This is a genomic window from Streptomyces geranii (assembly GCF_002954775.1).
GTDB lineage: Bacteria > Actinomycetota > Actinomycetes > Streptomycetales > Streptomycetaceae > Streptomyces > Streptomyces geranii.
The window spans coordinates 130,986-143,854 of the sequence record NZ_PJME01000005.1 but is presented as its reverse complement, the minus strand read 5'-3'; the positions used below and the strand labels follow the sequence as shown (position 1 = coordinate 143,854).

11 protein-coding genes are annotated in these 12,869 nt (G+C 72.0%); 2 read left to right on the top strand and 9 right to left on the bottom strand.

The genetic code is table 11. The features are described from left to right. Positions 1-215 precede the first annotated feature (215 nt). Genes CW359_RS09605 through CW359_RS09585 form a run of 5 tightly spaced genes read right to left on the bottom strand, consistent with a single transcriptional unit; the run spans position 216 to position 5,201 of the window. Complete coding sequence (locus CW359_RS09605; protein ID WP_105969392.1) at positions 216-1,097, bottom strand: SDR family oxidoreductase; 882 nt, start codon at positions 1,095-1,097, stop codon at positions 216-218. After that, complete coding sequence (locus tag CW359_RS09600; protein ID WP_105969391.1) at positions 1,094-2,134, bottom strand: acyl-CoA dehydrogenase family protein; 1,041 nt, start codon at positions 2,132-2,134, stop codon at positions 1,094-1,096. Before CW359_RS09600 ends, CW359_RS09605 begins: the two co-directional genes overlap by 4 nt. 9 nt (positions 2,135-2,143) lie before the next feature. Continuing rightward, positions 2,144-3,280 carry an acyl-CoA dehydrogenase family protein gene (locus CW359_RS09595; protein WP_105969390.1) on the bottom strand — a complete coding sequence of 379 codons (1,137 nt, stop codon included), beginning with the start codon at positions 3,278-3,280 and terminating at the stop codon, positions 2,144-2,146. Positions 3,281-3,283: 3 nt separating this feature from the next. Next, on the bottom strand, positions 3,284-4,048 hold the full coding sequence (locus tag CW359_RS09590) for an enoyl-CoA hydratase family protein (RefSeq protein ID WP_105969389.1): 765 nt from the start codon (positions 4,046-4,048) through the stop codon (positions 3,284-3,286). A 37-nt stretch (positions 4,049-4,085) separates the two neighbouring features. Then, the gene (locus CW359_RS09585) at positions 4,086-5,201 is read right to left on the bottom strand and encodes an NAD(P)H-dependent flavin oxidoreductase (protein ID WP_232838321.1); all 1,116 of its coding nucleotides are present in this window, start codon (positions 5,199-5,201) and stop codon (positions 4,086-4,088) included. A gap of 108 nt (positions 5,202-5,309) precedes the next feature. On the opposite strand from CW359_RS09585, the gene CW359_RS09580 reads away from it, so the two are divergent. Both CW359_RS09580 and CW359_RS09575 read left to right on the top strand, forming a co-directional pair. Then, entirely contained in the window at positions 5,310-6,191 is an 882-nt protein-coding gene (locus tag CW359_RS09580) for a CoA transferase subunit A (RefSeq protein WP_105969388.1), read from the top strand. Further along, a complete protein-coding gene (locus CW359_RS09575; RefSeq protein ID WP_105969387.1) occupies positions 6,188-7,006 on the top strand; it encodes a CoA-transferase subunit beta in 819 nt (272 codons plus the stop codon). Before CW359_RS09580 ends, CW359_RS09575 begins: the two co-directional genes overlap by 4 nt. Positions 7,007-7,045: 39 nt before the next feature. On the opposite strand, the gene CW359_RS09570 is transcribed toward CW359_RS09575, so the two are convergent. From CW359_RS09570 to CW359_RS09555, 4 genes are all read right to left on the bottom strand, one after another. Continuing rightward, the gene (locus tag CW359_RS09570) at positions 7,046-9,115 is read right to left on the bottom strand and encodes a glycoside hydrolase (protein WP_105969386.1); all 2,070 of its coding nucleotides are present in this window, start codon (positions 9,113-9,115) and stop codon (positions 7,046-7,048) included. A 175-nt stretch (positions 9,116-9,290) separates the two neighbouring features. Continuing rightward, positions 9,291-10,196, bottom strand: coding sequence for an amidohydrolase family protein (locus CW359_RS09565; RefSeq protein ID WP_105969385.1), 906 nt, complete (start codon positions 10,194-10,196; stop codon positions 9,291-9,293). After that, entirely contained in the window at positions 10,193-11,743 is a 1,551-nt protein-coding gene (locus CW359_RS09560; protein WP_105969384.1) for an HAL/PAL/TAL family ammonia-lyase, read from the bottom strand. The genes CW359_RS09565 and CW359_RS09560 overlap by 4 nt, the downstream gene beginning before the upstream one ends. Next, positions 11,740-12,741, bottom strand: a complete 1,002-nt coding sequence (locus CW359_RS09555; protein ID WP_105969383.1) for an ornithine cyclodeaminase family protein — start codon at positions 12,739-12,741, stop codon at positions 11,740-11,742. Before CW359_RS09555 ends, CW359_RS09560 begins: the two co-directional genes overlap by 4 nt. Between the last annotated feature and the right edge of the window lie 128 nt (positions 12,742-12,869).

Below are 12,869 nucleotides of genomic sequence, written 5' to 3'. Positions count from 1 at the left end.
GTCCGGTGTGCGAGGACGAGGCCGTCCAGGCCGATTTTGGGGGGGGGGCCCCCCCCCCCCCCCCCACGCCCCCCCCCCCCCCCCCCCCCCGGGGGGGGGGGCGCCGGGGGGGGGGGGGGGGGGTGTGGGGGGGGGGGGGGGCCCCCCCCCCAGGGATGGGACGGGTAGGGGCGGCGGGGGCGAAAAAGGCCTCGGGACGCACCACAAGCCCGCACTCAGGCCCCGTACACCGCCCCCGGCAAGGGCACTTCGGTGAGCAACGCGCGCACCGCCGGCCCGACCTCGGCCGGCGACCAGCGCCGCTCACGCACCCGCCGGGGCCCGTGCTGCCACCCGTCGGCAACGCCGATGACACCGCCCTCGGCCTCGAACACCCGCCCCGTGACCCCGCCCGACTCCGCCGACGCCAGCCACACCACCAGCGGCGAGACATTGCCGGGATGCGCCGAGTCGAAGCCGGACTCCGGCGCCCGCATCTGCTCGGCGAAGGCCTCGACCGCCTCGGTCATCGGCGTGCGGGCGGAGGGCGCGACGGCGTTCACGGTGACCCCGTACCGGGCCAGTTCGGCGGCGGCGATCACGGTGAGCGCCGCGACACCCGCCTTCGCGGCACCGTAGTTGCCCTGGCCGACGCTGCCCAACAGCCCCGCTCCGGAGGTGGTGTTGACGACCCGCGCGTCGACCGGCCGACCCTGCTTGCTCGACTCCCGCCAGTACGCGGCGGCGTGCCGCAACGGCGCCGCGTGCCCCTTGAGGTCGACCTTCAGCACCAGGTCCCAGTCCGCCTCGGTCATGGAGACCAGCATCCGGTCACGGTTGATGCCCGCGTTGTTCACCAGCGCGTGCAGCGCCCCGAACTCGGCGACGGCCCGCCCGACCAGCCGCTCCGCGTACCCCCAGTCGCTCACGTCCCCCAGATCGGCGACTGCGGTGCCACCGGCCGCCCCGATCTCCTCGGCCACCGCTTTCGCCGCCTCACCCAGGTCGTTGACGACGACCAACGCCCCCTCGGCGGCCAGCGCGAGCGCATGCTCACGCCCGAGCCCCTGCCCTGCCCCGGTGACGATCACGACCCGGTCCCGACAGATTCCGCTCATGCGTCCGCCCCTTCGCTGACGTGATCCGCCGGACCGGCGAGACCGAGCCGCCGTCCGATCGACTCCCGGTGCTCCGCGGGCCCGCCCCAGTCCGCCGCCAGCGCCCAGGCCCGTTTCGCGTACAGATGGAGGTCGTACTCGGTCGTGTACCCCATGGCGCCATGGCACTGGATCGCCGTACGGGCCGCCTTCCGGGCCGCCTCCGACGCGAGCACCTTCGCCATCGACGTCCGTACGGCCGCCTCCGAGTCGCCCGCCGCCTGCGCCCAGCCCGCCGCGAGGACCGCGGGCCGGGCGAACCGCAGCGCCAGTTCCACATCGGCCAGGGCGTGCTTGACCGCCTGGAACGAGCCGACCGGCACCCCGAACTGCTGCCGCTCCCGCACATGCGCCACCGTCAGTTCGAGCATCCGACCACCGAGCCCGAGCAGCAGGGCGGCCGTGGCCAGCACCCCGCGCCGGTGCGCGACGGCCAGCTCGGCCGGCCCCTCGGCCAGCAACAGCCCCCCGCCTGCCGGGGCACCGACCTGGGCCAGCCACCGGGAACCGTCCACCGAGCCGACCGGCTCCAACGCCACCTCGTCTCGCGCGAACAGACGTAACCCCTCGCCGTCCGGTACGGCGATCAGGTCGGCGCGTGCGGCGAAGGGGACCGGGGCACCGGGGGTGAGGGACACCGTGATCAGTGCCGATCCCTTCAGCACGTCCGGGAGTTGGGGTGCGCCCGCCGCGGCGAGCAGGGGAGCGCCCACGGCCACCGTCTCGGCCGCCGGTACCGGCAGACCGCTGCGGCCCAGGGCCTCCATCAGCGGCGGGAGCGCGTTCTCGTCGAGGCCGAGGCCGAGGCCGTCCGCGCTCTCCTGGACCAGGGCGCCGCTCACGCCCACTCCCGCGAGCGTGCGCCACACGGCGTCCACCGCCTCCGCGTCACCCCCCGGCCACCCGGCCCGGATCCGTTCGGCACCGGCCTGCTTGGCCAGCACCTCGCCGGCCGCCTCGGCCAGCGCCGCGTCCCGTTCGGCTACGGCGAAACGCATCGCTTCCGGTCACCTCCTCGGCAGGCCGAGCAGCCGCTCGGCGACGATGTTGCGCTGGATCTCGTTCGTGCCGGCGTAGATGGGGCCCGCCAGGGAGAAGAGGAAACCCCGGCTCCAGGGACCGTCGATCTCCGCCTCGGGGCCGAGCAGTTCGGCCGCAGTCTCGTGCAGGGCGATGTCCAGCTGGGACCAGAACAGCTTGTTCAGGCTCGACTCCGCACCGACCGGCCGCCCCTCCACGATCGAGGTCACCTGCTCAAGCGTGAACAACTCGTAGGCCTGCGCCTCGATCCACGCCTGCACGACCCGGTCCCGGTGTGCTCCGGTACTTTCCGGCGTGGTGCGCGCCAGGTCGACCAGCCGGTCGGCGGTGTGCAGGAACCGGCCCGGCGAGCGCAGCGTCAGCCCGCGCTCGGACCCCGTCGTCGCCATCGCCACCCGCCAGCCCTCCCCGACCCCGCCCAGCACATCCGCGTCGGGCACGAGCACGTCGTCGAGGAAGACCTCCGCGAACCCCTCGTCACCGTCGAGGCGTTCGAACCCGCGCACGGTGACACCTGGCGCGTCCAGCGGGACCAGGAAGTACGTCAGCCCCCGGTGCCGCTCCGCCTCCGGGTCCGTACGGAAGAGACCGAACAGGTGGGTGCAGAAGGCGCCACGGGTCGTCCAGGTCTTCTGGCCGGTCAGCCGCCAGCCGCCCGCCCCCTCGTCACGGACCGCCCGGCTGCGGATCGCGGCCAGGTCGCTGCCCGCGCCCGGCTCGGACCAGCCCTGCGCCCACAGGTCCTGGGCGGCGGCCATCCTCGGCAGGATGCGGCGCTGCTGCTCCTCCGTGCCGAACGCGAAGACGGTCGGGGCCAGCAGGAAGATGCCGTTCTGGGTGACCCGGGCGGGTGCGCCCGCCCGGTGGTACTCGTCCTCGAACACCAGCCACTGCCACAGCGACGCGTCCCGCCCGCCGTACGCCTCCGGCCAGGACACCACCGACCAGCGGGCCTCGAACAGCGTGCGCTCCCACTCCAGATGGGCGGCGAACCCCGCACGGGTGTCACCGGACGGGAGCGGGTCGCGCGGCACGTTCGCCGCCAGCCACTCCCTGGCCTCCCGCCGGAAGGCGTCCTCCTCCGGGCTCCAGGTGAGATCCACGGCTCAGCCCTCCCCGCCCGTACGGCCGCCGAAGCCGTCGCGGACCTCGGCGGCGACGCCCGACAGGTTGATCTCGAAGGTGAAGCCCTGTTCGTAGCGGTAGCTGCGCTTGACGTCCCACAGGTCGATGCCGTTGAAGGCCTCCTTGGCGGCCCGGATCACCGTCGGGTTCTTTCCGGCGATGTCGGCGGCGACCTCCAGGGCCCGCTCCCGGAGGCGGTCGGCCGGTACGACGTCGAACACCGAGCCGAAGGCGTGCAGTTCGGCGGCGGACGCGGTGGCGCAGGTGTACATCATCGCCCTCGCCCGGTGCTGCGGCACGAGACGGGAGAGATGCGTCGCTGCGCCCAGCGCACCCCGGTCCACCTCCGGCAGCCCGAAGTAGGCGTCCTCCGACGCGACGACCACGTCCGAGTTGCCGACCAGACCGATCCCGCCGCCCAGACAGAAACCCTGGACCGCCGTGACCACCGGCACCGCACACTCGTAGACCGCGGCGAACGCGGCGAAGCAGCCGCGGTTCGCGCCGATGATCGCGGCGTGGCCGGTGTCGGACTGCAACTCCTTGACGTCCACACCGGCGTTGAAGCCGCGCCCCTCGGCCCGCAGCAGCACCACCCGTACGTCAGGGTCGCGGCTGAGCCGCCCGAGGGTCTCCGCCAGCTGCCACCAGCCCGCCACCGGCAGGGCGTTGACCGGCGGGCAGTCGACGACCACCTCGGCGATTCCGCGCTCGTCGACGGCGGCCCTGATGATCTCCGTGCCCATGCGCTCACTCCCGTCCTGGTCGCCGTTCCTGTCCTGCTCACCGTTCGCTCTGTGCCTCGCCCTTGGTCAGGCGGGTCAGGACCGCCTCGGCCTCCGCGACTATGCGTTCGACGAGTTCCGCGCAACTGGGCAGGTCGTCGATGACGCCCGCGATCTGGCCCGAGGCGAGGGTGCCGAGGTCCGTGCGGCCGTCGACCATGCTCGCGCGCAGCATCATCGGGGTGTTGGCCGCCATCACGACCTGCGACCAGCCCAGTTCATGGCTCCGCCGCATCGCCAGCCCCTCACGGACCAGGTTCGGCCATGAGGTCCCGGACACCTTCCGGAACGCGACGGCGTGCCGCAGCGACCGGACGAGCCGCGCGGGCGCCCGCTCCCGCAGCAGCCGCTCCACCGCCTCCGTGCGCAGGACGCGTTGGGGTATGCCGTCGAGCACCGGGGTGACCACGGTGTCGGTGACGCCCCGCTTCAGATACTCGGCCTTGACCGAGTCCCGCACGGTGCTGTCGCTGGTCAGCAGGAACCGCGTGCCCATCGCGATGCCCACGGCGCCCTGCGCGAGCGCGGCCACCAGCCCCCGCCCGTCCCGGAACCCGCCCGCCGCGACGACCGGGATGTCGACGGCGTCCACGACCTGCGGGACCAGGATCGAGGTCGGCACGCCCCCGGTGTGGCCGCCGCCCTCGCCGCCCTGCACGAGGACCGCGTCCACACCCCACGCCTGGACCTTCTCGGCATGGCGGCGGGCCCCGACGGACGGTATGACGATCAGCCCGGCGTCCTTCAGCTCACGGATCACGCGCTCATGGGGAGCGAGCGCGAAGGAGGCGACCTTCACGCCCTCGCGCACCAGGAGCCGGCCGCGCTCCAGTACGTCCGGGGAGTCGCCGCGCATGTTCACCCCGAACGGCGCGTCGGTGCGCTCCCGGACGGCCCGGACCGCGTCCCGGGTCTCCTCCAGGGAGAGCGTGGCGCTCGCCAGGATGCCGAGCCCGCCGGCCGCCGCCGTGGCCGCCGTCAGCTCCGGCCCGGACACATACCCCATGCCGGTCTGCACGATCGGGTACCGGACACCGACCAGATCGCACAGCGCGGTGCGCAGGGCGGGATGGACGGGGGCGAGGGGGACGAAGGGGGTCATGGGGTCGCTCATGCCGGAACTCCTTCCGCTGCCGAGGGGTTGTCGGTCGACCCAACGTAACCTAACAATTGTTTGCTAGGTAAGGCTGTGGATAACTTGGACGCTCGGGAGGAACAGTCCATGGGTGACAAGTCGATGTCCCTGGCGGACTTCGCCGGCACCGTCGAATCGGGCATGACGATCGGGATCGGCGGCTGGGGATCGCGGCGCAAACCGATGGCGCTGGTGCGTGAACTCCTGCGCGGCGAGGCACGCGACCTGACCGTCGTCTCGTTCGGCGGCCCGGACGTGGGGCTGCTGTGCGCGGCGGGCCGGGTCCGCAAGCTCGTCTACGGCTTCGTCTCGCTGGACAGCATCGCCCTCGACCCGCACTTCCGCGCCGTACGCGAGCGCGGTGAGGTGGAGACCGCCGAGTACGACGAGGGCATGTTCGTCACCGGCCTGCGGGCCGCCGCGAGCCGCCTCTCCTTCCTGCCCACCCGGGCCGGCCTCGGCTCGGACGTCCTCACGATGAACCCCGACCTCGTGACCATCGCCTCCCCGTACGCCGACGAGGAGTACGTCGCGATGCGGGCGCTGCGCCTCGATGTGGCCCTGGTCCACGTCAACCGCGCCGACGCGGCGGGCAACGCCCAGTACCTGGGCCCGGACCCGTACTTCGACGACCTGTTCGCGATGGCCGCCGACCGCTGCTACGTCAGCACCGAGCGGATCGTCGAGCCGGGGGAACTGCTCGCCGGAGGTCCCGCGCAGTCGCTGCTGATCAGCCGACTGTTCGTCAACGGGGTGATCGAGGTGCCCCGGGGCGCCCACTTCACCTCCTGCGACCCCGACTACGCGCGCGACGAGGCATTCCAGGCGCACTACGCCTCGGCGGCCAGGGACGCCGACTCCTGGCAGCTGTTCCGCAAGACGTTCCTCGACGGCGACGAACAGGCGTACCACGAGGCCGTGGTGGAGTTTCACGCCAACCGCGACGGACGACAGGGGGAGGGGCGATGACGGAGAGCACACGCGACCAGACGGCGACGGAGGCGGCCGGGGCCGGGACGGACATCACCCGCGCCGAAGTGTGCGCCGCAGCCTGCGCCGACGTCTGGCGCGGTGCCGGGGAGATCCTCGCGCACACGGCCGGGGTGGTGCCCTCGATCGGCGCCCGTCTCGCCCGGCTGACGACCAGCCCGGACCTGGTCCTGACCGACGGCGAGGCCTACTTCATGAGCGACCCGCCGCCACTCGGCCGAACAGCCGCCGACGGAGGCGTGGTCGAAGGCTGGGTGCCGTACCGGAAGATCTTCGACATCGTCGCCAGCGGTCGTCGGCAGAGCATGATGGGGGCCAGCCAGCTCGACCGGTACGGGAACCAGAACATCTCCCTCATCGGCGACTGGCGCCGCCCCACCCGCCAGCTCATCGGTGTACGCGGCGCTCCCGGCAACACCGCCAACCACCGCACCGACTACTGGGTGGCCCGGCACACCCCGAAGGTCTTCGTCGAGCGGGTCGACGTGGTCTGCGGGGTGGGCAACGACCGCGCGCGCGGTGTCGGCGGACAGGGCCTGCGGTTCCACCACCTGGGCGTGGTGATCACCAACCTCGCCGTCCTCGACTACGCGGAGGACGGACGGTTGCGTGTGCGCTCGCTGCATCCCGGTGTCACCGAGGCGGAGGTCCGGGCGAACACCGGCTTCGAGATCGACGCGAGCGGCGCCACCGAGACCCGGCTGCCCGACGAGACCGAACTGCGGCTCATCCGCGAGGTGATCGACCCGCGCGGCCTGCGCGACCGCGAGGTGAGCCGGAGCACCGGATCGTAGGACCCGGCACCCCGGCACCTCACCAGAGCTACTGCGCTGTCAGCAGGGCGAGTTGGTCTGCGTGAGCAGGCCGAGCCGCCACGGCAGGGTGTTGTAGTCGCCCGTCGCGCTCGGGTTCAGGCCCTGGTACAGGTACTGGAGCCTGCAGCCGGGGATCGTCAGCGTCTGGTCGTACCCCGCGCGGATCATCTCGCCGTGACTGATGTCCCGCGTCCAAGTCCCGGCTGGGAAGGTGACGTTGTTCGCCCGGGCGAACGGGTTGCTCTCGGTCGCCGCCAGCGCCGTCCACGACCCGGCGAGACCGGTGGACGTCCAGGAGCGGAACCAGCGTTTCCCGTCCGAGCCGATCGCCTCGACGAGCAGCAGATACTGGTTGGTGCCCTGCACCTTGTAGATGTTGGCGGCCTCGAACAGGGCGTATCTGTTGGCGTCCTGGGCCGCGATGACGGTGTTGGTGAAGCCGTTCGGGAACTGGCCGACGGTCGTCTGCGAGCGGTACAGATGGCCGTTGTCGTCGGAGGAGAACAGATAGCAGTTGGCGCTGTCGCAGATCACCCACATGTCGACCCAGTAGCCGTTCCCGATGTTCTGCTTGATGATGTCCGGCATCGCCGAGTAGAAGTGGCGGGGCGCGGTCCAGCCGTTGGGGTTGCTGATGTCCGGGTTGGTGGAGAAGGACGCGTTCCCCGTCTGGTAGACGAGATACCAGAGCTTCTGCGGCGCGTAGTAGAACACCTGCGGCGCGGCCCGGTATCCGGTGCCGATCGCGGACCGGTCCAGGTAGTGGTGCGTGGCCGAACCGGCCTGCGACCAGTCGGTGAAGTTCAGATACACCAGGTTGTAGCCGGCGGCGCTCGCCGTGCTGGCGAACACGTGGTACCTGCCGTTGTAGTACACGACCGACGGGTCCTTGATCCCGGCGATGTTGGGATGAGCGGAGTCGGACTTCGGCGCGATCAGCGAACCGCTCGAACTCCAGGCGAAGTTGGCGGGCAGCGCGGCGGCCGAACCGGCCGAGCGGGTGCTCGCGCCGGGCTTCGCCGCCACCGTGGCCGCACTGCCGCCCAGCGCGGTCAGCGTCGCCCCGTAGGCCGCCTTCTTGTTGCCGCCGCCGTCGAACAGCAGCGGCTTCTCCCCGCTCCGCCAGGAGTCGGTGTCCCGGATGCCCCATACGGAGATCCCGGTGCAGCGCGACACGTTCATGCACGCCCGGACGGTGTTCGTGTACGCGGCCGACGGCGCCTGCGCGATGTCGAGTTCGGTGATCTGTACGTCCACGCCGAGCGCCGCGAAACTCGACAGCGTGGTCTGGAAGTTCGACGGCGGGCCGCCGGTGCCGAAGTGTGCCTGGAAGCCGACGCAGTCGATGGGCACGCCCCGGGCCTTGAAGTCGCGGACCATGCGGTAGACGCCCTGGGTCTTCGCGGCGGTCCAGTTCTCGATGTTGTAGTCGTTGTAGCAGAGCTTCGCCGCCGGGTCGGCGGTCCGCGCGGTGCGGAAGGCCTGCTCGATGAAGCCGTCGCCCAGCAGGTTCTGGAACACCGACGGGCGGTGGGTGCCGCTGGTGCCGTCGGCGAAGGCCTCGTTGACCACGTCCCAGGAGTGGATCCTGCCCTTGTAGCGGTTCGTCACCGTGGTGATGTGGTTGTTCATGACGGTCCGCAGGGTGTTCGCGTCCGTGATCGAGCCGACCCAGCCGGGCAGTTGGGAGTGCCAGACCAGGGTGTGGCCGCGCAGCCGCTGCCCGTTCGCCGAGGCGTGGTTCGCGATCCGGTCGGCGGGTGCGAAGTTGAACGAGCCGCGCGAGGGCTCGGTGGTGTCCCACTTCAGCTCGTTCTCCGGCGTGACCATGTTGAACTCACGGTTCAGGATGCCGGTGTAGACGGTGTCGCCGAGCTTCCCGGCGGCCACCGCGGTCCCGAAGTACCGCCCGGACTGGGCCGCTTGGGCACCCAGGGTGCTGGCCCGGATGCCTGCCGAGGGCTCGGCCGTGGGTTCGGCGGCGGGTAGGGCCGTGGCGGTGCCGGTCGCCAGCAGGACGGTCGCGGACAGCAGCGCCAGCGCCGGTGTCCGGCGCCACCCCGCTCCTTTGTGATGTAGGCATGACATGCGAAATGCGCTCCTCTTGGGTGGGGGTTAAGAGGTGTGCGAGATCGTCACGGATACTAGGAGGCGCCCGGCGCGCGTCAATCCCCCTCGCATCATTCGCATTTCACATCGAAATGTTTCGACACTTTGATACTTCTGGACTTCCGCGGCCGGCTCCCCGGTCAGCTCTCCTCGGTCAGCCCTTCCCGGTGAGCAGCCGCCGCGGATTGGCGATGCGGAACGCGTACGCCGCCGCCCCGCCCAGCCCGAACCCGGGATGCAGCGGCGGCTCCGCGTAGGGCCGGTCCGAGCCCTGGACGACGGCACCGGTGCCGAGGGCGCGGACGACCGCGTCGACGGCACGGGGACCGTAGGACGACGTGTCGACGAAGACACCGGGGTCCACCTCCGCCGCCTCTTGGCCGCCGCCCCGGGCGGCGAAGCGCTCCCCGTGCAGCGGGGCCAGCCCGGCGAGCAGCGCGAAGCACACCCGCAGCCGGGGGTGACGCGGCCGGCCGAAGGCGCGGAAGGCGAACCAGGCGGAGTGCATCTGCTGGACGTACGGCACCATCGCGGGCCACCAGCCGGGCCCCTCCGGCCCACCGGCCGCCGGTCCGGGGTGGACGAACAACGGCAGGTCGCGCTCCTCCAGCAGGTCGAGCAGCGGGGCGCAGCGCGCGTAACCGGCCGCGTCGGCAAGGGCGTTCGCCGGGAGCTGGAGGCCCACGAAGCCTCCGTCGAGGTCCTTGGCCGTCGCGTCCGCGTCGATGTCCCGGACCCCGGCGGCGGCCCAGGCGCCGAACGGTTTCGGAAGCCCGGCCGATCCTTCGTGATAGGCGTCCAGCAGTGGCCGGGCCTCGGCGGCGGGCAGCCACTCCACGCCGATCGGGGCGGACAGCGAGACGAGCACCCGGCCCGTTCCGTCGGCGGCGGCCAGCTCGGCGCGGCGGGCGATGTCGTGGTCGGCGGGCGGTATCCGGAAGGGCGGCTCACCGCGCAGGTACAGCGTCCAGCCGTCCAGGAAGGGTGGTTCGCGGCGCTCGCGCAGGGCCGCCACCAGCTCGGGGGTCCACAGGTGCTGGTGTACGTCGACGCTGGTCATGACGCTCCTCCGACCGGGGGTGACGATTCTTCCAGCAGCGCGTGCAGCGCTCCCCGGACGTCGTCGGACCCCAGGATGCCGTCGCCGACCGCCGTCACGTCCACCCCGCAGGGCCGGTCGTCGTCGAGAGGGGGCACAACTGTCCGGATCGCGTCGTGCAGCAGCCGGGGTCCCCGGCCCAGCGCCGACGGCGCCGCCAGGTCCACCGCCTGGGCGGCGACCAGGGCCTCCACGGCGAGCAGGAGCCGCAGCCGGTCCAGGAGCGCGGCCAGCCGCCGGGCGCCGAGCGAGGCGTTGGTCGAGTCGTCCTCGACGGCGTCCGCGCCGTGCCGGGGGTCGGTGGACACCGGCGCGGACAGTAGCCGGATCTCGGCGACGAGCGCCTGCGCGGTCTTGGTCAGGGGCGCGAACCCCGAGCGCTCGGGCCCGTACGGCGAGAGGTTCGCGGGCAGCCCGCTCACCCCGGGGTCGAGCAGCCGCCGCATCCGCTCGGCGGACACCGCCGCCGTCTGGGCCAGGGCGAGCGCGAGGGTGTCGAGGGCCAGCGCGAGCGCCGGGGTGTGGAAGTTTCCGGAGGAGAGGATCTCGCCGCTGTCCGGCAGCACCACCGGGTTGTCGCCGCAGCCGTTCAGCTCCGGGTCGAGCGCGGCCCCGGCGAAGTCCAGGGCGGCGTACGCGGCCCCGTGCACCTGCGCGGCGCAGCGCAGACTGACCGGGTCCTGGACGCGCCGGGCGTTGCGCGGATCGCCCAGCTCACCCCCGTCCAGCAGGGCGAGCAGCTCACGCGCGGCGCGCGCCTGACCGGGCGCGGGACGCAGGCCCAGTACCCGGGCGTCCAGCGGACTCGTGTTCGCCCGGAATCCCTCGTACGTCAGTGCTGTGACCGCCTGTGCGAGCGCGAGGAGCGCGGCGGCCTCGTGCAGGACGAGTGCCCCCTGTCCGGCCGCGAGCGGGCTCGCGCTGCACAGCACATGCCCGTCCTTGGGGCCCAGCTCGGCGGGCGCGAGACCGGCCCGCTCCAGTGCCGTCGCGCCGTCGAGCACCTCGCCCGCGAACTCGGCGCTGCCCTCCCCGATGACGACCAGCCCGACATGCGCGAGCTGGCACAGGTCGGAGGCGCCGATCGACCCCACCTCGGGGACGACGGGGTGCACGTGCGCGTTGAGCATCGCCACCAGCAGCCGTACGATCTCGGGCCGCACTCCGCTGCCACCGCCCGCGACGCCGTTGACGCGAGCCAGGACGGTGGCGCGGACGACGGGCACCGGCAGCGGATCGCCCACCGCGTTGGCCCGGCCCCGGACCGTGCGGACGCTGAACTCGGCCAGCTCGGCGCGCGGCAGGGCGTACGAGGAGCGGGTGCCCAGGCCCGTCGTCAGGCCGTACGTCGGTACCTGGCGGTCGACGACGTCCTCGACGACGGCCCGTTCCCGCTCCAGGCGTGGCAGGACGTCGTCGGCGAGGGCGACCCGGGCGCCGTGGTGGGCGACGGCGACGACAGCCTCGTACGACAGTGTCCGGCCGTCGACGACGACGGGTGCCCTCATGAGAAGCGGAGCTTCTGGCCGAGGCCGAGCTGTTCGGCCTTTCTGAGCATGGCCGCGCCGAGTGCGATGTCGGAGAGGGAGAGGCCCCGGTGCCAGAAGAGATTGGTCTCGTCTGGGCTCTCGCGGCCCGGTTTGCGGCCTGCGACGATCTCGCCCAGTTCGCCGTGCAGGTTGTCCTTGTTGAGCCTGCCGGAGTCGACGTGGGTGCGCAGGGCGCCGAAGGGGCCCGCGTGGGCCTGGCCCCAGTCGTCGACGACGATCTTGTCCATGATGTCGGTGAGGGAGAGTTCGACCGCGCTGTTCGTGCCGTAGGGCACGACCAGGGCGCCCGGTGAGATCCACTCCGTCTTCAGGAGCGGTTCCGGGCGTTCCAGGCGGGAGGCCTCCACCACGATGTCCGCGCCCTCCACGCAGCTCCGCCAGTCCTTCGTGACGACGACCGGCTTGCCCAGGTCCCGTTCCAGCCGCTCCGCGAAGGCCTCGCAGCTCTCCGGGCGGCGCGAGTGGACGCGGATCTCGGTCAGGTCGAAGAGCCGGTCGAGCAGCCGGACGTTCCAGTACGAGGTGGCCCGGGCGCCGATGTGACCGAGCACCCGGGAGTCCGGGCGGGCCAGATGGCGAGCGCCCAGAGCGGTGAGCGCGCCGGTGCGCATCTCGGTGAGGGCGGTCGCGTCGACCACGGCCACCGGCATGCCGGTGCGCGGGTCGAAGAGGTTGAGCAGGGCCATCTCGGAGGGCAGCCCGGCCTTGTAGTTGCCGACGTAGTCGCCCACGATCTTGACGCCCGCCAGCGCGAGCGGCGCGACATAGCCGCGCAGCACATTGAAGTGGCCGTCGAAGGCGGGGTCGGGGACGAGATGGACGCGCGGTTCGATCACCGTCTCGCCCTGCCCCTGGGCGCGCAGCCCCTGCTCTACGGCGTCGAGGATCTCGCCGTCGGTCAATTCCAGCTGGTCGATGTCCGAGCCGTTCAGAAAGGTGAACCAGACCGGTTTCATGGCGGTGTCTCCCTACATTTCGGACGCCCTGGCCTGATTTTGTGTGACTGTAACGTGCCGTTTACAGATGGGCATTGACTGTCATTCAGTCACGGATAACTCTGCATGACCATATGCAGTCGGGTAAG

Bases quoted from the DNA above. Each gene is read 5' to 3' on its own strand.
- CW359_RS09565 (WP_105969385.1), bottom strand. From the start codon at position 10,196: ATGACCAGCGTCGACGTACACCAGCACCTGTGGACCCCCGAGCTGGTG.
- CW359_RS09580 (WP_105969388.1), top strand. From the start codon at position 5,310: ATGGGTGACAAGTCGATGTCCCTGGCGGACTTCGCCGGCACCGTCGAA.
- CW359_RS09585 (WP_232838321.1), bottom strand. From the start codon at position 5,201: ATGAGCGACCCCATGACCCCCTTCGTCCCCCTCGCCCCCGTCCATCCC.
- CW359_RS09575 (WP_105969387.1), top strand. From the start codon at position 6,188: ATGACGGAGAGCACACGCGACCAGACGGCGACGGAGGCGGCCGGGGCC.
- CW359_RS09600 (WP_105969391.1), bottom strand. From the start codon at position 2,134: ATGCGTTTCGCCGTAGCCGAACGGGACGCGGCGCTGGCCGAGGCGGCC.
- CW359_RS09555 (WP_105969383.1), bottom strand. From the start codon at position 12,741: ATGAAACCGGTCTGGTTCACCTTTCTGAACGGCTCGGACATCGACCAG.
- CW359_RS09570 (WP_105969386.1), bottom strand. From the start codon at position 9,115: ATGTCATGCCTACATCACAAAGGAGCGGGGTGGCGCCGGACACCGGCG.
- CW359_RS09605 (WP_105969392.1), bottom strand. From the start codon at position 1,097: ATGAGCGGAATCTGTCGGGACCGGGTCGTGATCGTCACCGGGGCAGGG.
- CW359_RS09560 (WP_105969384.1), bottom strand. From the start codon at position 11,743: ATGAGGGCACCCGTCGTCGTCGACGGCCGGACACTGTCGTACGAGGCT.
- CW359_RS09590 (WP_105969389.1), bottom strand. From the start codon at position 4,048: ATGGGCACGGAGATCATCAGGGCCGCCGTCGACGAGCGCGGAATCGCC.